At 40.2% G+C, this 20,837-nt stretch carries 14 protein-coding genes and 2 pseudogenes; 9 read left to right on the top strand and 7 right to left on the bottom strand.

Annotation, left to right across the window (positions count from 1 at the left end; genetic code table 11):
* Positions 1 to 32: 32 nt before the first annotated feature.
* Both P20439_RS10390 and P20439_RS10395 read right to left on the bottom strand, forming a co-directional pair.
* A pseudogene (locus P20439_RS10390) lies at positions 33 to 2,272 on the bottom strand (EAL domain-containing protein).
* A 51-nt stretch (positions 2,273 to 2,323) separates the two neighbouring features.
* Entirely contained in the window at positions 2,324 to 5,047 is a 2,724-nt protein-coding gene (locus P20439_RS10395; protein WP_008466676.1) for an insulinase family protein, read from the bottom strand.
* A 184-nt stretch (positions 5,048 to 5,231) separates the two neighbouring features.
* On the opposite strand from P20439_RS10395, the gene sixA reads away from it, so the two are divergent.
* Positions 5,232 to 5,708 carry a phosphohistidine phosphatase SixA gene (gene sixA / locus P20439_RS10400; RefSeq protein ID WP_008466677.1) on the top strand — a complete coding sequence of 159 codons (477 nt, stop codon included), beginning with the start codon at positions 5,232 to 5,234 and terminating at the stop codon, positions 5,706 to 5,708.
* A gap of 54 nt (positions 5,709 to 5,762) precedes the next feature.
* Here sixA and P20439_RS10405 read toward each other — a convergent pair whose 3' ends face one another.
* Together P20439_RS10405 and smrB are read right to left on the bottom strand one after the other, a co-directional pair.
* A complete protein-coding gene (locus P20439_RS10405; protein ID WP_008114516.1) occupies positions 5,763 to 6,686 on the bottom strand; it encodes an AEC family transporter in 924 nt (307 codons plus the stop codon).
* Between the two features lie 17 nt (positions 6,687 to 6,703).
* The gene (gene smrB, locus P20439_RS10410; RefSeq protein ID WP_008114517.1) at positions 6,704 to 7,261 is read right to left on the bottom strand and encodes an endonuclease SmrB; all 558 of its coding nucleotides are present in this window, start codon (positions 7,259 to 7,261) and stop codon (positions 6,704 to 6,706) included.
* A 297-nt stretch (positions 7,262 to 7,558) separates the two neighbouring features.
* Between smrB and prmB the strand changes: the two genes are divergently transcribed.
* The 3 genes from prmB to P20439_RS10425 all read left to right on the top strand — a co-directional run bounded on the left by prmB (position 7,559) and on the right by P20439_RS10425 (position 10,196).
* Positions 7,559 to 8,494 (top strand): 50S ribosomal protein L3 N(5)-glutamine methyltransferase, encoded by a 936-nt coding sequence (gene prmB / locus P20439_RS10415; RefSeq protein WP_008466678.1) that lies wholly within the window; start codon positions 7,559 to 7,561, stop codon positions 8,492 to 8,494.
* A gap of 91 nt (positions 8,495 to 8,585) precedes the next feature.
* Positions 8,586 to 9,683: a chorismate synthase gene (gene aroC, locus P20439_RS10420; RefSeq protein ID WP_008114519.1), complete on the top strand. Its 1,098-nt coding sequence runs from the start codon at positions 8,586 to 8,588 to the stop codon at positions 9,681 to 9,683.
* Positions 9,684 to 9,809: 126 nt separating this feature from the next.
* Positions 9,810 to 10,196 (top strand): DUF4112 domain-containing protein, encoded by a 387-nt coding sequence (locus P20439_RS10425; RefSeq protein WP_036933613.1) that lies wholly within the window; start codon positions 9,810 to 9,812, stop codon positions 10,194 to 10,196.
* A 42-nt stretch (positions 10,197 to 10,238) separates the two neighbouring features.
* Here P20439_RS10425 and P20439_RS10430 read toward each other — a convergent pair whose 3' ends face one another.
* Complete coding sequence (locus P20439_RS10430; RefSeq protein WP_008466680.1) at positions 10,239 to 10,937, bottom strand: 2'-5' RNA ligase family protein; 699 nt, start codon at positions 10,935 to 10,937, stop codon at positions 10,239 to 10,241.
* A 207-nt stretch (positions 10,938 to 11,144) separates the two neighbouring features.
* Between P20439_RS10430 and P20439_RS10435 the strand changes: the two genes are divergently transcribed.
* From P20439_RS10435 to P20439_RS10465, 5 genes and pseudogenes are all read left to right on the top strand, one after another.
* Positions 11,145 to 14,330, top strand: a complete 3,186-nt coding sequence (locus tag P20439_RS10435) for an HD domain-containing phosphohydrolase (protein ID WP_008466681.1) — start codon at positions 11,145 to 11,147, stop codon at positions 14,328 to 14,330.
* A gap of 179 nt (positions 14,331 to 14,509) precedes the next feature.
* A complete protein-coding gene (locus tag P20439_RS10445; protein ID WP_008466682.1) occupies positions 14,510 to 15,064 on the top strand; it encodes an elongation factor P hydroxylase in 555 nt (184 codons plus the stop codon).
* Positions 15,054 to 16,196, top strand: a complete 1,143-nt coding sequence (locus P20439_RS10450; RefSeq protein WP_008466683.1) for an ATP-NAD kinase family protein — start codon at positions 15,054 to 15,056, stop codon at positions 16,194 to 16,196. The genes P20439_RS10445 and P20439_RS10450 overlap by 11 nt, the downstream gene beginning before the upstream one ends.
* A gap of 3 nt (positions 16,197 to 16,199) precedes the next feature.
* Complete coding sequence (locus P20439_RS10455) at positions 16,200 to 16,475, top strand: YfcL family protein (protein ID WP_008114527.1); 276 nt, start codon at positions 16,200 to 16,202, stop codon at positions 16,473 to 16,475.
* Between the two features lie 143 nt (positions 16,476 to 16,618).
* Positions 16,619 to 18,178: pseudogene (locus P20439_RS10465) on the top strand (AbgT family transporter).
* Between the two features lie 307 nt (positions 18,179 to 18,485).
* On the opposite strand, the gene P20439_RS10470 reads toward P20439_RS10465, so the two are convergent.
* A complete protein-coding gene (locus P20439_RS10470; protein WP_008466685.1) occupies positions 18,486 to 20,315 on the bottom strand; it encodes a DEAD/DEAH box helicase in 1,830 nt (609 codons plus the stop codon).
* Positions 20,316 to 20,475: 160 nt separating this feature from the next.
* Positions 20,476 to 20,739: a GrxA family glutaredoxin gene (locus P20439_RS10475; protein WP_008114535.1), complete on the bottom strand. Its 264-nt coding sequence runs from the start codon at positions 20,737 to 20,739 to the stop codon at positions 20,476 to 20,478.
* Positions 20,740 to 20,837 lie beyond the last annotated feature (98 nt).

Consider the following 20,837-nt stretch of genomic DNA (forward strand, 5'->3'; position numbering starts at 1 on the left):
AATATCGGCGTAAAAACGTGCTTATGGCGTGCTTAACTCGTCGCTCTAATTAAACTTAGTTTTGATTGGCTCTGTTGTTGTTTTAAAAACGCAGTAAATTCATCTTTTGACAGTGGCTTAGAGTAGTAATAACCCTGCAGTGTTTCACAGTTTAGTTCTTCAAGTATGCTTATTTGCGATGCTTGCTCTACACCTTCTGCAACTACGTGCAAATCAAGGTTATGTGCAATTGTGACGATAGAGTCCACCATATTGCGGCCACGTTCTGTTTTCATATCATCAATAAAGGCTTTATCTACCTTAAGTGTATTCAGTGGAAACTGCTTTAAATACGCCAGCGATGAATACCCAGTACCAAAGTCATCCATGGCTAAATGAATGCCACGGGCACTTAAAGAGCGCATAATAGCAATCGCTTCTTGTGGGTCGTCCATTACCGTACCTTCGGTGATCTCAAGCTCTAAAAAGTAAGAGGGCAGTTCATTTTTTTGTAAAATCACATCAATGCGAGAGGTTAAATCGGGTAGGCTAAATTGTTTGGCCGATAAATTTACCGCTACACGAGCGTTAAATAATCCAGCGTCTAGCCATTGCTTTACATCACGACAAGCTTTGTTTAAAACCACTTCACCAATTTCAATAATTTGCCCTGTTTCTTCGGCGATTGGAATAAATACACCGGGGCTAATAATGCCTTTTTTAGGGGTAATAAAGCGCACCAACGCTTCCATTCCGGCAAGCTTACCAGTACGAATATTCATTTTAGGTTGGTAATACACCTCAAAGTGATCTTCTTTTAAACCAAAGCGCATTAGGTTTTCTATTTGCAGTCGTTTTACTGCTTGGCGATTCATGGTGTCATTAAAGAACAGGTAGCTATTGCCTTTCTTTTTCGCATGATACATGGCGGTATCGGCGTTCTTTAATAGTATTTCGGGGGTATTACCATCTTCTGGAAACAGTACAATTCCTACACTTGAGGTGATAGCAAGTTCATGACCTGCCATTTTAAATGGTGTGGCTATTGCCGCTAAAAATTGTTTAGCCATGCGGGTAATAGTGTGAATATCGTTGGTGTTAGACATAACAAGCGCAAACTCATCACCACCAAGGCGATAAAATACATCATTTTCACGGGTGAGCTTATTTAAACGCATAGCAAGTTTTGCTAGCAAGCTATCACCTAACTGATGACCCAATGAGTCATTTATCTTTTTAAAGTTATCTAAATCAAATACTAACAAGGCATGGTGAGAATGCTGCTTGGCTAGTTTTTGTAAGTCAGAAAAAACAAATTACGGTTAGGTAAGCTGGTGGTGCGATCTCGATTAGATAAATTATTGAGCTCAGACTCGGTTTTTTTACGCTCTGTTAAGTCAGAATATACTACGACATAATTGGTAATTTGATTTTGCGCGTTTTTAATTTCATCTATCGAGATTTCAAATGGTAGTAAAGCATGATCGCTATTGCGCAGCTTTACTTCTTCTTGAATATGCTCGTGCTTTCGAACGGTGTCTTTTATGGTTTCTATGTAGCTTTTGTCATAACCGGCTAAATGAAATTCTTTTTTAAGGTATTGCTCACGTACACCGCCAAACAAAGTTAAAAAGCTGGGATTAATATCAACAAGCTTAAAGTCTTTATCATATATAGCCAGTGCATCAGTGAGTGACTCAACGCATTTTGCAAATAGGTTCAGTCGTTCTTCGGTTGATTTTAACTGCGAAATATCTCTTACCGTGCCAGTCATTCGCAGTGGGCTAAGGTTCGCGTCTTTTTCAATTATTTTGCCACGGTCGAGTACCCAATGCCATTTACCAAAACTATCTTTAATACGATAAGTAGCTTCGAAAAAAGTACTCTCTTCAGCAAAGTGTTTTTTTAATAGGTAGTCTACATGAGTTAAATCACGAGGGTGTATTAGGCTTTTATTCGGTGGAAATTCTACTAGATTGCTACTATTCATTACGTACTTGTCGTTAATACGAATAACTTTTCCGGTTTTTATATTCCAGTCCCATAGCGTGTCACCACTGCCTTCTACGGTACTTTTTAAACGTTTTTCAGACAGCTGTAATTGAGAGTGTGAGCGTTTTAGTGAGTGAATAACCGTTAACAAATAAATTAACAGTAATGACATTATTGCGCACACGCTAACGACTAGCGCATTTAAGTTCAAGCTAAACGATGACTCGAATGCACTAGCAGAGTAGGCTGTGGCCAAAGCGGCCAACAATAGAATGTATTTTATTATTTTTATTTTGTTCATTGTCTTACTTCTTATTTACAAAAGACAATCTAAATCAAGCGCGAGCAAGAGTCAAAGAGAATGCGAATAAAGTGGTAGATTCTCCGATTGATTCGCAGTTTTGGCGCTTAAAAGCTCATATCTTGGGCGATCTACATTGAAAATTTCAGCTGCATAGATTTTTAAATCTTCAAGCGTTAACGCGTTTAAAGAATCCAGCAGGCGTTGCTGCATATGAAACTGATGATCGCCATTGCCAATAGCAAGCCATAAACGTTGTGAACGTAAACGCAAGTTTTTGTCTTTTTCGGCAATATGCGTTGTTAACCCATGTTTTTGTTGCTGCCAGACTTGCTCTGTTAGTTCATCAATGGTTGATAAATACTGACTGATAAACACGTTATGCCTGTGCAGTAACGTGCTAGGTTCAAATTTAGGTGACTGAATATAAAAAGCAATTCCGGCACGGGTATTAAAGGGCGCATAACCGGCACCAACTAAATAGCCCAGTTGTTGTGTGGTTCTTAGCTCATTGAAGTAATCTTGATTAATTAAATGATTAAGCGCCATCATTTTTACTTTTTCATCAACATCATCGCTTAATGCTTGGTAGTAAATCACCATAGCATTATCGCTACAAGCGAGTTCAAATTCGTAACGAGTCACTTTGGTAATTTCAAAAAGTGGGCGCTTTAAATCTTCTATGACCGCTGACTTTTTAAGGTGCAGTGCCACCTTTTTCTGAAACTCAAGCGCCTCATTTTGCTGCCAATTGCCATGTAAAAAAGATTCAACATGAAGCGCATTAAAAAACGCCTGTCTAAACTCATTAAACTGATGAAAACAGGTATCTTTAAGTGCATTTGCTAACTCGTCAGGCTGTGGGTTCCACGGCATTATCTTAGCGCCTAATATACTAAAGAGCTCACTAACTGGTTTGTTTTGGTTGCTATTGCGCCAATGCCTTACTAGTTGCTTTTTATATTCAGCAAAGCGTTTAGCACAAATTTTTACGTTAAATAGTGCATCAATTAGTTGATCAACCAGCTCAAGTTGGCTTGAAGATAGCCCCGCAGTATGTAAAGTTAAGCCGCCTTGGTGAGAGGTCAAGTGATAACTTAAGCCCGCGAGCTCCGCTGGATAAAATTGCTCGCCAACACTATCCATAAACAAATCAGAAAACAATCGAGTTAATGCCATATGTTTTACATCTTTAACTGCAAAGTCAGAGTCCATGGCTAAATAAAAATGCCCTTTGGCCACTCTGAAGGTGGCATCTTGTTTAAACCAAAAGTCAAAGCCAGCTTCTTTTACCAGCAACGTTGGATGAGCTTGCTGCGACTCTATTGGATATAAAACAACATCTTTAGCTAAATAAGGATTTGCGGTAGGTAATAACATTTCACCTTGTGGCTGACTAATTTGTGCCAGCGCTTCGAGCCAATGTAGTGACAGTTTTTCAATTTTATACGGTGTGTTATACCAAGCAGCTGTATGTTCAGGCTCTACACCCGGATGAATCAGCACTAAACGCATATTGTGAGGGGTTAACCATTGCATCGCCATTTCATGGGTGGTGGCTTTAAAGCCTTCCATTAAATAGTCGCCCTGTAAGTAATTAACTTCATCGTAATGTTGCATGTTAATACTTAAATTACTGACCCAGTCAATCAGTCGAGATTTTTCTTGGTTATCAAATGCGATTTGCAGCAGCTTTTGTTTATCTTGATACAGGCGAGGCAATTTGCTGATGTTGTTATTTATTAAGCAAATGTATTCAAATACCATTTCAATAATGTCTTCGTAGTATTCAATGCCTTCATCGGTCAGCGCCATACTAATATTAAAATCTTTAAAGTTACTACCGTTGATGCCACCTCCGGCAGACAGAGCATTGATCCAACCTTGTTCTTTAAGTACCGAATATAGCGAGCCTTGCCCTTCATATCCTAGTAAATGGGCAATAAAACTAACTGTTTTATGACGGTAAAAATCGTCTATGTTTGGCATGGCAAAGCTAATAATTAGCTTTTGTACGTGTTTGTGTGGCTCTATATGAAGCAACTTACCTAAATCTTGGCTGCGATAAAGCGGCGCTTCTATAGGTGGCTTTAACTTACCTTTTTTGCCTTTAATTTGGCAAAAATACTGAGTTGCCCATGCCTCAAGTGTATCTAATGATTCATTGGCACAAATCACTAAAGTCATCCATTGAGCTTGGTAATGCTGATTAAAAAAGTCACGTAATTCATCACTAATACAGCGTTTTCTATCAGCTAATGTTTGTAAGTTGCCTACGGAGAACTTAGCAAATGGGTGTGCAGGGTTGACCGTTTCTTTATGCACTTGATAGATACGTCGGCCATCATCTTTAATCTTTAATTTAAACTCAGCTTCAATAGCATTTCGTTCTTTTTCGGTTTCTGCGGGGTTTAATGTGGGCGCTATAAAAAAACGGCTAAATTGCGCTAACGCCGATTCAATATGATTGTTATTAATATCAAAAAAGTAGCAAGTATGCTCCGTGCCAGTCCAAGCATTGGTGTTACCACCAGATTGAGAGACAAAATTATTAAAGCTGCCTGATTCAGGATACAGATCGGTGCCTAAAAACAGCATGTGCTCTAAAAAGTGCGCTAAGCCTTGCCTATCAAGAGGATCGTCAAAGTGGCCGGCGTTTACAGCCATGGAGGCTGCCGCTTTTACTGAGTCCTGATCGTGCACTAAAAGCACTTTTAGACCATTGTCCAGTGTTAGTGTGCGGTAAGCTCTGTTATCATTAGTGCTGATTTTCAAATGATGCTCCTGAAACTAAACGTATAATTGTTAACAACAGATGATAACTTCAGGAATGCGACGCTATTTACCTGAACATCATGAAAGAACTATTTTAAGAAAATAAATAGGTTTGAGTTATTAATATAGCGGAAATTCGAGCAAATTGGCTACTGTTTTATATTCTTTAATTGGTTGATTTTTTATGAAAACAATCTTGATAATGCGTCATGGTGAAGCAATACCTATGCAGGCTGATGATGTCAGTAGAAATTTGACTTCTGTGGGTCAGCAACAAGCTGAAAAGATGGGTTTATGGTTGCAAAAAATGCACGCTCCCAGTGGCTTGTTAGTTAGTCCCTATGTTAGAGCGCAGCAAACGGCCGAGGCTGTTAAAAAAAGTAATCACTTTTTATTTGAAGAAACCTGTCACGATTTTATTCCTGATGGGAACCCCCAGGTTGCCGCAGATTATTTAGAAACGCTAATTGCGCTTCACCCCGAATGCGATACCTGGCTTGTAGTTGCCCATATGCCCATAGTGAGCTATTTGGTTGACCAACTGTGCCCGGGTAATATGCCAATTTTTAATACTGGTGCTGTTGCCCAAATTAGTTACAATGAAGTGAGCCATAAAAGTGATTACATCACTATAGATGCGCCAGCTAATGTAACCGTATAAACTACGAATCTCCCCAGCTTAAAGCCTGACAATAAAACGTGGTTAGGCATATATCTAAAGTAAAATGGTTAACCATACACTAAAACTCAGCACACTTAATACTGTAGATAAAACCACTGCACTGGCTAGGGTATCTTGATGTTGCTTAATTTGGCATGCAATTAAATAGGCATTAACGCCTAATGGCGATGCACTTAATAGTACCAGTACTTTTAACAGTGACTCATTAAGTGCAAATACGTGTGTGCCTAGCAATAACACCAAGGCAGGTAATATGACTAATTTTAATAGGCTGGCAATAGCTGCTGCTTGCCAGTTATCGCTAACTTTATAAAAGGCTAAGTTGGCGCCCAAAACAAATAACGCACAGGCAATTGCAGGTTTAGCTAAAAGTGCTAAGCCATTAGTTAAATCAGCAAATAAAGTAACCCCTGCCAAATTAACCAATAAACCAGTGCTAATACTTAACACCACTGGATTGAGTAGCATATTCTTGGCAAATGCTGACCAGGAAAACACATGACTGGCGCTGTTTGCACTAATTAAAAAAGTAAGGGTGAACAATAACGCGCTATGAAAGGTAATGATCATAAAAATAATGCCCATCATTTGCTCGCCTAATGCGGCAATAATAATCGGCAAGCCCACTAATACAGTGTTTGAATAACTACTGCCAAGGGCAAACACACTGTGACGCTCGTATTGAGGGTGTTTAGAGAGAATATAGCGGTCAATAACCAGGGCAAGAAAGTAAATTAAAATAACGGGAATGTAAAAACTTAAAAAACCATTTAAGCTGACACTGGTTTGTAAGTCTGCTTTGGCCATATTTAAAAATAAAAAGCTCGGCACACTAATATAAAAAGTAAACTTGCTTAACCCCGCTATGTGGATGCGCTCTAAAAAGCCACTGCGACTAGCAATATAGCCACATAGCACAATAAAAATCAGCGGGAATATAATCGAAAATATATGCACTAAAGGGCTCTTATTGATTAGCGTCTAAACTCATCACTTTGCGGTAAGTTAATTAATATGAGTACTGCACCTTTACCGCCATATTCAAGTGGTGCTTGATGCATAGCAATAACGTCGGGGTGCTGCACTAAATATTGCGGCACTTTATGCCTGAGGATATGGCCGCCAATTCCGTGTACAACACAGGCGCAGTAGTAATGCTTTTTTTTACACTCATGAATAAGCCCTGCGAGTTCATCTTTGGCTACTTCTTTATTTAAGCCATGCAGATCGAGGGTTAAATCAGGTATAAAATCCCCTCGGCGTAGTTGTTTCGCTAAAAAACGATCCTGACCCTGTTGCACATAATTAACAGTACCGTTAGTGTCTATATCGGGCACATATTCATCAGAAAAGAAAAATTCTGATTGTTGTTGCTTTTTTTGCTGGGCAAATTGCTTCGCTTGTGACACTTTAGGTTTATTACTAAAACGGTGAGTGTCTTGTTTGAACACGCGCGCACCGCTGATACTTTGACGAAACAAGTCAATGTCATCAGGGCTAATTAGATTGTTTGAGTGTGGATCTTTTTTCATAGCGGCAGTCTAAACAAAAAAGTGGTAAAAATCGAGTAAAAAGGTGTGATACCCAAGCAGCTTTGAGGTGCATAGTACGGCGCCAATAAGGTTAGTTTAAAAGCGATTTATACTGCGTTATTGATTTGAACAACAGAGTGACTATTACACTTGCAATCAATGCCTTGTTTAAATTACTTTTAATTCTAACTGTCACTCGCACCTAGAGGTGGCTTGGGTATACAATAGGGCAATCATGGGGCCCATAGTGTGCCCCGATTGAGTTAATTTTTTGAAAGTAGCAGGCAGATAATACTGATGAGTGAATTACTAATAGAAGAAGCAACCCTGGATGAAGCTGTTGCAGAACTTTCAACCTTACACGATTGGCTTCGTTGGACGACAAGTCAATTTGCAAGTAGCGGTATTTTCTTTGGTCATGGCACCGATAACGCATGGGATGAAGCGGTAAGTTTGTTATTACCAGCACTTAGCTTGCCAATTGATGCACCCAAAGAGCTGATGCATGCCCGTTTAACCAGCACTGAAAAAAACCGTTTAGCAGGCTTAATTGCCGAGCGCATTAACGATTTTACCCCAGTTCCATACCTGACCAACATTGCATGGTTTGCCAATATGCCATTTTATGTGGATGAACGTGTATTAATTCCTCGCTCGCCTTTTGCTGAGCTTATTAATAATCGTTTTACACCTTGGCTAGAGCAGCCAGAGTCAGTAGGGCGTATTTTAGATTTATGTACGGGATCGGGTTGTATTGCGATTGCATTGGCACAAGCATTCGAAAATGCGCAAGTAGATGCGGTTGATATATCCTATGAAGCGCTTGAAGTGGCTGATATTAATATCACTGACTATCAACTAAGTGACCGCGTATTACCGATTCAGTCTGACGTATTCAGTGGTGTGCCTGGGCAAAAATACGACTTAATCGTAGCAAACCCACCGTATGTTGATGCTGAAGATATGGCTGATCTACCACGTGAGTTCCACCACGAGCCAGAGCTTGGGTTAGCATCGGGTCACGATGGCCTTGATGTAACACGTACTATTTTAGATCAAGCTAGTGAGCATCTAACAGATAACGGTTTGTTATTTGTCGAAGTAGGTAACTCTATGGTACATATGGATGCACTGTATCCAGGCGCACCATTTGAATGGATTGAGTTTGAACAAGGCGGATTAGGTGTGTTTGTTATTAGCAAGCAACAACTAGATGCCTACTTTGCACAGTAATAATTAATACTAGCCATTCATCCCAAATGGCTGGGCAAAACAATAGCCGAGTTAATTCTCGGCTATAAGTCATTAGGAATGAGGAAAGTTAATGGCAGGTAATAGCATAGGGCAGTTATTTAAAGTGTCCACCTTTGGCGAAAGCCACGGCGTTGCATTAGGCGGCGTAGTGGATGGCACGCCCGCAGGCCTTGAGATAACAGAGGCCGACATACAACACGATTTAGATCGTCGAAAGCCTGGACAAAGTCGCTATACCACGCAGCGCCGTGAGAGCGATCAAATTAAAATTTTAGCGGGCGTTTTTGAAGGTAAAACCACAGGTACCAGTATTGGTTTATTAATTGAAAATACCGATCAACGCTCACAAGATTATGGCAAAATTAAAGACGTATTTCGTCCAGGTCACGGTGACTATACCTACTGGCACAAGTACGGCCTACGCGATTACCGTGGTGGTGGCCGCTCATCTGCGCGCGAAACCGCTATTCGGGTTGCCGCAGGCGCCATTGCTAAAAAGTATTTAAAACAGTTTCATGGTATTGAAGTTAAAGCATGCTTGAGCCAATTAGGGCCAATAAAAGCCGAAAACTACGATTGGGACGAAGTGGAAAACAATTTATTTTTCTTCCCAGATACAAGTAAGCTTGAAGCACTTGATGAATATATGCGCGAGCTAAAAAAGCAAGGCGACTCAGTGGGTGCCAAAGTAAAAGTAGTGGCTAAAAATGTACCAGTTGGATTAGGTGAGCCAGTATTTGATAGGCTAGATGCCGAACTTGCACATTCATTAATGAGTATTAATGCTGTTAAAGGCGTTGAAATTGGCGATGGCTTTGATGTAGTCGAGCAAAAAGGCTCTGAGCATCGTGATGAGTTAACCCCTGATGGGTTTACCTCAAATCATGCCGGCGGCGTGCTTGCAGGTATTTCAACGGGGCAAGATATAATCGCATCAATTGCGCTTAAGCCAACATCAAGTATTACTATTCCCGGTAATAGTATTAATACCGAAAATGAAGCGGTTGAGATGATCACTAAAGGTCGTCACGATCCTTGTGTAGGCATTCGTGCTATTCCGATTGCTGAGGCAATGATGGCTATTACTTTAATGGATCATTTACTTCGTCAACGCGGTCAAAACCCACATGTAAACCACGAACATGGGCCAATTAAAGGCGCTATTTAAGCGCCTTACGTTTAAAACTATACTAAACGGGCAATAGTGCGTTTAGTATATACAGGCTATACATCTTTATTGCCGCTCAATAATTTAAATGTGCTCAGCGCACCTAAAAATAAGAGAGCTGTTAGTATGCAAAAAAATAATCAATCTCACGTTACACAAGCTGAATATAAAGCCACCATAAAACGACTCGAAGAGTTTAGCCGCTTTACCGATAGCAGCATTGGTATTCCGTTTACTAAATTTAAATTTGGTGCAGAGTCGCTGATTGGGCTTTTACCTGTGATAGGTGATTTAGCAGGACTTATTTTATCTGGCTATGTACTAATTGAAGCGCAGCGCTTAGGTGTTAGCAAGCGAGTAAAAAGCCGTATTATTATAAATATGTTGATTGATTTTGTTGGCGGGCTCATTCCATTTTTTGGAGATATTTTTGATGCCATGTTTAAAGCAAATACGCGTAACACCCGCATACTTAAAAAACATTTAACAGATAAGCTAACCACAAACCCATAAACATTAATTACAAAGTATGTAATTAGCCCTGTTATTAACTATTTATTTGGCATCAAAAAAGTACTTAGCGAGTATTTCTTTTTGTTGACCAAACTGATCAGACACTCCAATTCCAATCCCAATTATTTCCCCTTGTGCTTGCGGTGGCTCAGCTTGCATGACTTTATTAAACGCATCCAATGCAGGGTTTTGCTCATTTGCAAGTAGGGTTAAATGCGGCTGAAAATTCTGAAATACATTTGGGCTGCCATAACGTTCAAAAGCCACGAGTTTATTAGGGTAATGCTTTACCCAACTTGGCACTAGCGCTTGATGATCGCGAAGCGGCTCAAGCTTAAGGGTAACCTCATCGGCTAAGCGTTGTAACTGATATGATTTTTCTAATTTTATAAATGCCCAATTACTTGGTGACACACTAAATCCATTGGCTTTTATCTCAAACGACTGATGTTCTTTGGCAATACGCTCTACCATTTGCTTAATTTCGTTTTGTGCTTCAAATGGGTAATCAGTTAAATACAAGGTGGCATGCACGGGTAACCCTTGTTGGTAAAACGTAGTAATTTGGTGCGTAGCCAATTCATCGCTGGTGTTAGCGACTAGCTCAACGATAGGCTTAGAAGGAATAGCAAATACGTTAATACTTATGCTTTTTGCATAACTGCTGGCAGAAGTAGCCAACAGTGTTAAAAAAGTAAAAGAGATAAATAGCCACGAAAAAGAGCTGTGTTGTTTAACCATAAGAGTGAGTCAATTTAGGTTTTTGGTTGGTGTATGGTAAGGGTAATTAAGTGATCAGTAAATAAGTGCATAAAGTTTTATATTTTTGATTTTATGACTAATATTATTTTAGTTCAAATTAATAACCATTTGGATTATGAACATTGTTTTTAGCAATATTCAATCCCCTTTATTTACTGCTCTTAAAAGTGCTCCAAGGAAAGTTCAATGATATTTAAAGCGTTAAATAAGTTAAAAAGAACAGTACGCTTTTCTATTCGTTTAACGGTTGTGGCGGTATTTGTATTAGCGACGTCTATTACCGCCATTATAGCTACGAGCTTACAGTATTACTTCAGCGAAAAAATGGCGTTGGAGTCTAACTTGCAGCATTTCAATATGACCACCCAATCTGTTGCTGATTACCTAACACGCGTCAATGAGAAATCAGAAAACAGCTTAAATATGATGGTTAAAAATACCTCAATAGTGGGTGATAACTTTTCAGATAAAACAGAGTTGCGTAATGTACTAAGCGAAATAATGGAATTGAACCCTTTGTTTTATGCTTTTTTTATGGGCTATAACAACGGGGACTTTTATGAGCTTATTAACCTTGAAAGTGGCAAAATAGTTAGAGAACGTTTAAATACGGTTGATAATGACCGATGGGTTGTGATCCATATTAAAAGTGAAGAAGGCCAAAGGATAGAGCACAGGTATTACTTTGATGCAGATTTTAACCTAAGAAAAAAAACCAATAAACCGACGTTTTTTGATCCCCGAGAGCAAACCTGGTTTAAACAAGCAAACTCAAAGCAGGTTAATAAAACTAAACCTTACTTATTCACGCATTTACAAACTCCAGGGCAAACCTACTCAATTAAAACCAAAGGCAAAGACCATGTGTTAGCTCTTGGAGTTATGGTCGATAATATTTCTAATTACTTAATAACACAACAGCAGCAGTTAGGTATGCATAACTCTGCGCAGTTATTTATATATAATCGAGAAGGAGAGATTGTTGCTTCAAATCAAGAGGTAAATGTTGATAATAATAAAAGTTTGAATCGATTAACGCTAAGCGAGCAGCAGCAAAAAGTAATTGCACAATATCCGACTATTACAGTATCAAACGAAACAAATTGGGCCCCTATGGATTTTAGCGTTAGTGGTACGCCCAATGGCTACAGTATTGAATATATCAATGCGATTGCGCAGCTACTGGGTATTAAGATAAATTATGTTAATGGACTTAGTTGGCAAGAATTGCTAGATTTATTTGAAAGCAAACAGATTGATATACTCCACCCGGTACTAAAAACAAAATCAAACACCACCTTAGGTAAGCTCAGTGCGCCGATAACTTCCTTACCATTAAATATTATAAATAAACAAAGCAACCCACCAATTACAAGCATGCAGCAACTTGTAGGTAAGTCAGTTGCAGTAGGAGAAGGATGGGCAATTGCTAATATACTTCGCATTCACTTTCCAGAACTGAATTTAGTGACTGTCCCTAATACAAAAGAATTGTTGATCCGTGTTGCCAACGGTGAGGTCTATGCAGGAATAGATAGTAAAGCGGTATTACAATATACCCAACAACAATTCTTTATTAAGGGGGTTCGCTATAACCCACTAGATAAAAAAAGTGCGGCGTATTTCCCCAGTAATTACCACCTCCTTTTTCATCATCATGATGAGCCACTTAAAAATTTATTCAATTATGCGGCCGCGCAATTACCGATTGAATTTAAGCAGCAACTCAGTGATAAATGGCTTAATACTCACCCAGTGAAAAAGTCTAAAATTGTTGGTACGGTTCCCTATGAGCCTTTAGTTACTTTATTAGCCGATGAACGTCACTTTTCCAAATTGCAGTTAGTAATTATTAATGGCAAAGAGCAGTACATTTTTATTAAACCTTTGTCTGATTATCTAGCTTTCGCTAGCACGGGCTATTTAGCCATTATGGTATCTAAAGATAATGTGTTGAGCTCAACGCATGAGAAAATCAGGCTTTCGATAATAATTACTGTTGCTTGTTTTATCATGATGCTGCCGGTATCTTGGCTTTTTGCATCCCCCATTGTTACCCCAATTAAAACGCTGGTGGGTGAAAATAATAAAATTAAAAATCGTCAGTTTAAGCAAGTCTCAACCTTAAAAAGTCATATTAAAGAAATTAATACTTTAGCCAGCTCTATGGTCGAAATGAGCAAGTCGATACAACAACACGAAGAAAGCCAAAAAGCACTCATGGCTTCGTTTGTTGAGCTTATAGCTCAAGCAATTGATGATAAGTCTCCCTACACTGCGGGACACTGCGAACGTGTTCCTGAGCTCGGTATTAAGCTTGCTAAAGCCGCTTCAGAATCAGAGTTACCTGCCTTTCAAACGTTTAAATTTAAAAGTGATGAGGAGATTGAAGAGTTTAGCTTAGCTGCTTGGTTACATGATTGCGGTAAAATAACTACTCCAGAGCACATTGTCGATAAAGGCACTAAGTTGGAAGTGATTTATAATCGTATTCATGAAGTAAGAACACGGTTTGAAGTCCTTTGGCGAGATGCCGAGCTTGATTACTACAAGTCATTGCAACAAACCCCAAAAAATCAGAGTGAGCTAGCTAAGCAGTTGGCGGCTAAACATCAACAGTTGTTGGACGATTTTGCCTTTATTGCACAGTGTAATATTGGCGGCGAAAAAATCACAGCAGCCTCGCTTGAGCGTTTAACCTTGCTAAGCAATGTTACTTGGGTGCGGCACTTTGACGATAAGCTAGGGCTTTCACCTGTCGAAATGTATCGCTATGCACAAACGAGTGACACGCTGCCTGCTACTGAAAAGCTACTCAGCGATAAGCCTTGGCATTTAATTCCTCATGATAAACCGATTGAATATGACGAGCGTTTAGGAATAAAAATTGCTCCGTGTAAATATAAATATAATTTAGGGGAGCTTTATAATTTACAAACTTCTAGAGGCACCCTTACCGCAGAAGATAGGTTTAAAATTAATGAGCATATTATAAGTACCATACGTATGCTCGATACATTACCATTTCCTAAAGAGTTGGAGCGTGTCCCGCGTTTTGCCTCTACTCACCATGAAACATTAAAAGGAACTGGCTATCCTCGTAAACTAAGTGCCGATGATTTATCGATACCTGAACGGGTGCTGGTACTTGCTGACATTTTTGAAGCATTAACAGCAGCCGACAGGCCCTATAAAAAGGCAAAAACACTTAGTGAGTCCATTGGTATATTAGCTAAAATGGTGGCCGATCATCATGTTGATAAAGCCGTATTTGAATTATTTTTAAGTTCAGGTATTTATCTTGATTATGCTAAGCGTTATCTCAATGCTGAACAAATAGATGAAGTCGATATTTCTAAATATATAACCTAGCAGTAATCGGTGATGGTTAAAGCGTTAAAATTAAATCGCTTGGCGCTAACAATGTTTTTAATCGCTTGTTTTTTACTTTGTAGATAAAAGTACGTACAATTCGCTTCGTTTTTAGTGTGCTTTATACTAATTTCATCTGTCTTTAAAGCATCGGGTTCAAACGAGTATACGAAGTATTTATGCACCAAGTAGCTGATCTAATTTCTATTTTCGAACACACTTTTTACCAAAGCTATAACACGCGTTTGGTAAAAGGTGAGCATGAGCCTATTTACATTCCCGCAAATGATATAACCCCGTATCATCAAATTGTGTTTGCCCATGGTTTTTATGCCAGTGCATTGCATGAAATAGCCCATTGGTTAGTGGCAGGTTCTCAGCGCCGCTTAGTTGAAGATTATGGTTATTGGTATTGCCCTGATGGGCGCGATGCTTCACAGCAAGCGGAGTTTGAATCAGTAGAGGTAAAACCTCAAGCAATAGAGTGGGCACTGAGTGTGGCTGCTGGGTTTGATTTTAACGTATCGGTAGATAATTTAAATGGTGAGCAAACTTGTCGATTTGCGTTTCAATCGCGTGTTCATGCAAAGTTATTAGAGTTGTTGCAAAACGGGTTTAACCCAAGAACAACCTTATTATTAAAAGCACTGTGTAAATTTTATAACACCACGTGGCCATTACATGCTGCGCAGTTTTCATGGCATTCTCCCGAGGAGCTAAAAGATGCAGTTTAAGTTAGGGTTGATTGTAAATCCGGTCGCAGGACTCGGTGGTAGTGTGGCGCTAAAGGGCAGTGATGGCGAAGACACCGCTGCTAAAGCAATCGCATTAGGTGCAGAGCCTAAGTCAAATAGCCGCACTAAAGCTGCACTTGAAGTGCTGGTACCTCATCAATCAAACATTACTATTTATACTGTTAATGATGAAATGGGGGAGCAAACAGCAAAAGCGCTGGGCTTTAATACGCAAGTGGTATATCAAAGTAACTCACCCACAACCAGTGACGATACCGAAGCTGCAGCTCGTTTATTACAGCAACAAGGTGTTGATTTAATCTTATTTGCTGGTGGCGACGGAACGGCGCGCAACATTTGCCATGCTGTAGAAGACTCGGTACCCGTGTTGGGCATTCCAGCAGGGTGTAAAATTCACTCAGGGGTATATGCCATTACGCCAAAAGCCGCAGGCCGCGTAGTTGAAATGTTAGTTAAAGGTGAGCTGGTAACATTAAGCGAGGCTGATGTGATGGACATTGATGAAGTAGCTTTTCGCCAAGGAACAGTAAAAGCAAAACGTTATGGTGAAATGCAAGTGCCAAGTGAAGTGCGCTATGTACAAGCGGTTAAAAATGGCGGTAAAGAAACTGACGAGCTGGTGCTAGCAGATATAGCTGCTTATGTCGTTAGTGAAATGGATGCCGATACCCTCTATGTTATGGGCAGTGGCTCTACCGTTGGTGCGGTGATGGAAGAAATGGGGCTTGAAAATACCTTACTCGGTGTTGATTTAGTTGAAGATCAAGCCTTAGTAGGCCAAGACCTAACAGCCCAGCAACTTCTTGAACTTACGACAGGACATGAAACAAAGTTAGTGATTACTCTAATTGGCGGCCAAGGGCATATTTTTGGTCGAGGCAATCAACAACTCAGTCCTGCGTTAATTAAAGCGATAGGCCGCGATAATATTATTGTTGTGGCTACAAAAACAAAATTACAGGCTTTAAATGGCCGACCGCTGATTTGTGATACCGGTGATAGCAAATTAGATGATGAATTAAGCGGTTATATCCGTGTAACCAGTGGGTTTAACGACCATATTATGTATGCAGTAGGTCATCAAGATGGGCTGCACCCAGAGGAGAAGTAACACATGAGTTTAGTAAATTACATAGATGCTGCGCAGCAATATTTTGATGATTTAGTGATAAAAGCCACCGATGACGAGTTATTTGCCGGCGGTTATTTACGCGGCCACTTTGATTTAGCCGTAGGTTATGCACAAGTTGAAGAATTAAATCTAGACGTTGCAGAACTAAACGACACGGTTGAAAAAAGCTTAGTAAAAGCTTATCGCAACGGCGAACTTAATGAAGACGATAAAGCACTCGTAGTAAGAATATGGGATGAAGTAAAAGCACTCGCATAAGCTTTTTTTATTCATTAATAATAGCGCGGCCACTGAGCCGCGTTTTTTTGTGCCTAAAAAAGAACTTGTTTATTCAGTTAAAATTTACCTCATTCCTTAGATACGCTAAAGTAGCGTAGTCTAAATTCTAGGGAACAAGTGAAATGAATAACAATAATGATGCGACAATGCCAACGGGCATAGTTGCGCGATTTTTAAATTTTGTTGAGCGGGTAGGTAATAAGCTTCCTGATCCAGCAATTATCTTTTTGTTTGCCATGTTATTAATTTGGTTTTTGTCTTGGTGGTTTTCAAGCGTCACGTTTGATGCAATAGACCCTCGTACTGGCTAAGCCATTATCATCAATAACATGCTTGCCAGCGATTCGTTGGCTACTTTTTTATCTTCTATGGTAAAAACATTCACCGGTTTTGCGCCACTGGGTGTCGTACTGGTTGCTATGCTGGGTGTGGGCGTTGCAGAGCATTCGGGCTTTATTAATACCGGCCTTAAATTAATGCTCAAAGTAACGCCTAAAAAATTACTAACACCCTCAATTATTTTAGTGGCTATTGTGAGCCATACGGCTACCGATGCAGGATATGTGCTAGTTATTCCTCTTGCTGGGGTAATATTTTTTGCAGCTGGTCGTCATCCGCTTGCCGGTATTGCAGCCGCATTTGCCGGGGTAAGTGGTGGCTTTGGCGCTAACTTTATCCCATCTGGGATTGACCCATTACTGCAAAGCTTTACCCAAAGTGCAGCACAAATTATTAATCCAACAATGAGCATTAACCCGCTTAATAACTGGGGCTTTGCTTCAGCATCAAGCTTATTTATTGTGATGCTAGGTTGGTATATCACCGATAAAATTATTGAACCACGTTTAAAAAATTCACCAGTAGATGGTGAAACTCAAGACCTACCAGCATTTGAAGATGCTCGTAGTGACGAAAAACGTGCATTTCTTATTGCCAGTACCGTAATGATTGCAGGTATTGCATTATTAGCGTATGTATCTGCACCCGCTGATTCAGCGATGCGCAGCAGCGATGGCTCTTTAACAAACTTTAGTTCACCTCTAATGCAGTCAATAGTGCCGCTAATCTTCTTACTGTTTTGGATCCCAGGCGCAGTATATGGTTTTACCGTAGGCACCTTTAAAAGCTCTAAAGACATGATAGATGCGATGAGCAAAGCCATGAATGGTATGGCGTATTACATTGTTATGGCATTCTTTTGTTCATTATTTATTGCTGCATTTAGTAAATCAAACCTAGGTGCTTTACTGGCAATTGAAGGGGCTCAAGTATTAAAAGCAATGGAGTTACCGAGCTCTGTAACGGTAGTAGGGATTATTTTCCTAACTGGTTTTGTAAACTTGTTTGTTGGTTCAAGCTCGGCTAAGTGGGCACTATTAGGTCCGGTATTTGTACCTATGCTAATGCAGCTCGGTATTTCGCCAGACTTAACGCAAGCAGCGTACCGTGTGGGAGATTCTAGCTCTAATATTATCACCCCGCTAATGCCATATTTCCCGCTGGTGGTGGTGTACTGTCAAAAATACGTTAAAGGCACAGGCATAGGTACGCTTATCGCGATGATGCTACCGTATTCAATCGCCTTTATGATTGGCTGGAGTATCTTTTTGCTAGGCTACTGGGCACTCGGTATCCCATTAGGACTTGATGCCAGCTACGTGTACCCAGCAGTAGCGCCTTAACAAATATAATCGCTATAACAAAGTAGAAGCCTCACCATGAACTGGTGGGGCTTTTTTGTTATTCTACAAAGAAGCTTGAGATATCAAAGGCTAGTGGGTACGGGCTTCGAGGTACGAGCTGCGGGGAACGGGCTAAGTGAATTATTTACAAAGAGGTGTAGGTACACTGCACTTTAAAGCTGATAAAAGTTGGCTGTGCGTTACGAAGATTAAGCTAATCTGATACCTGATACCTGATACCTGAATTCCAGGCACAGAAAAACCTTGGCACTTTCGTGGCAAGGTTTTTTTACTAAAGAATCGTTGCTTACTTAGCGGTGAAGCTAACTGGGCGACGTTCTTTACGAGGACCGCTACGCTTATCAGGGCGTTGGCCTTCTTTGTTAAAGCTACGCTTCTTGTCACCAGCAGGGCGTTCAGAACGCTCGCCGCGTGGCTCAGAAGGACCTTGATCTTGTGTTAATGTCATACCCATTGGGCGTTTACAAATAAACACTTTTTGGAAGTGATCAAGTACATCTTTAGGCATGTTTTGCGGCAATTGTACCGTACTGTGACTGTCGTGAAGACGAATGTCACCAATAAACTTGCTTGAAATGTCAGCTTCGTTAGCAATTGCACCAACAATGTTCTTAACCTGAACACCATGCTCACGACCTACTTCGATACGGTACGTATCCATAGGACCTGCATCACGGCTATTACGCTCGCGAGGTTTACGCTCAGCGCGCTCACCGCCACGTTCGTTACGACGACCACGGTCACCACGATCATTACGGTCGTTGCGAGGGTTGCGTTCGTTACGCTCACGCGGTTGAATCTTAACTTCTTCAACTTTAATTGGCGATTGTTGCTGTGCTAAACACAGTAATGCACCCGCTAAGTCTTCAGGAGCAAGCTCAAGTTTTTGTGCCATATTGGCAGCCACTTCGTTAAAGAAAGTAATATCTTTGTTTTCAAGTGCAAGCGTAAGCTTTTCTTGAAGCGCATTAATACGTTTCTCTTCAACAACTTTAGCTGTTGGTAATTCAACTTGTGCGATTTCAGATTTAGTATGACGAATGATATTTTTAAGTAAATAACGCTCGTTATGCTTAACGAAAAGAATCGCTTTACCAGTACGACCAGCACGACCTGTACGGCCGATACGGTGAACGTAGGCTTCAGAATCTTGTGGAATGTCGTAGTTGATAACTAAGCTTAAACGGTCTACATCAAGACCACGTGCCGCTACGTCTGTTGCAATAACAACGTTTAGCATGCCGCTTTTTAAACGATCAACTGTGCGCTCACGCGCTTGCTGGTTCATGTCACCGTTAAGTGGAGCAGCAGAGAAACCTTCGCGCTCTAATAACTCAGCTAGTTGAACTGTATCGTTACGTGTACGTACGAAAACAATAGCACCTTCATATTGTTCTGCTTCTAAGAAACGAACAATGGCTTTGTTTTTATGTACGTGTGCATTCCAAAACACTTGCTCTACTGACGATACAGTTGAGTTGCGTGCAGAAATATGAACCTGTTCAGGATTGTTCATATATTTGCTGCTGATGTTTTGAATTTGCTTAGGCATAGTCGCAGAGAAAAGACATGTTTGCTTTTCACGCGGCGTTTTTTCCATGATGTTTTCAACATCATCGATAAAGCCCATACGTAGCATTTCATCGGCTTCATCAAGTACAAGTGCTTGTAAAGCATCAAACTTGATAGTGCCACGGTTTATGTGATCGATTAAACGACCCGGTGTAGCAACAATAATCTGTGCGCCACGACGAAGTGCGCTCAACTGGATGCTGTAGCTCTGGCCACCATATAGTGCCAGTACTTCAACACCACGAGTGTGTTTTGCATATTGTTCAAATGCCTCAGCTACTTGGATCGCAAGCTCACGGGTTGGTGTGAGTACAAGGATCTGTGGCTGTTTCACAGACGGGTCAATATTATTTAGTAATGGCAGTGCAAATGCTGCTGTTTTACCTGTACCCGTTTGTGCTAGTCCCAGTACGTCCTTTCTTTCTAGCAATAACGGTATACATTGAGCTTGGATTTCAGATGGTGTCTTGTAACCCAACTCTTCAACTGCCTTTAAAATTGCAGGAGAAAGATTTAGAGATTCAAACGTGACTGGTTCTGACATTAATACGCCTCAACGAATTTAAAGAGGCGCGCATTGTATAGGAAATACGAGGCAAATGCTTGTATAAATTACAACTAATTTATATGTGGTTGATGTTGGTCGAAATTTAACCAGCTCAAGTTGTGCGTTAATTAAGCTGGTTAACAATATACCTACAAATTTACTGGTAAAGGCCTAGGTTTTCTTTAGCATAAGCTTCAAATTCAGTGAATCCACCAATATGAGTTTGGTCTACAAAAATTTGTGGCACAGTCGGACATGGCTTGCCTGCAGACTTTTCTAAATCTTCTTTACTGATACCTTCTTTAATGATGTCGATGTAGCGGTATTTAAAATCATCGCGGTCATTAGCAAGTTGCTCTGCAACATCTTTAGCGCGAACACAAAAAGGGCAGCCTTCACGGCCAAAAATTACTGTTAACATAACGCTCTCCTCAAATTAGTTGACCCTAGTGTAACTAATTTCATTATTTATTACAGTGCAAAAAAACGATTATTGTGTTCGCTTTTTTTAGGGCCTGT

Origin of the sequence: Pseudoalteromonas sp. BSi20439 (assembly GCF_000241165.1) — a bacterium.
Lineage (GTDB): Bacteria > Pseudomonadota > Gammaproteobacteria > Enterobacterales > Alteromonadaceae > Pseudoalteromonas.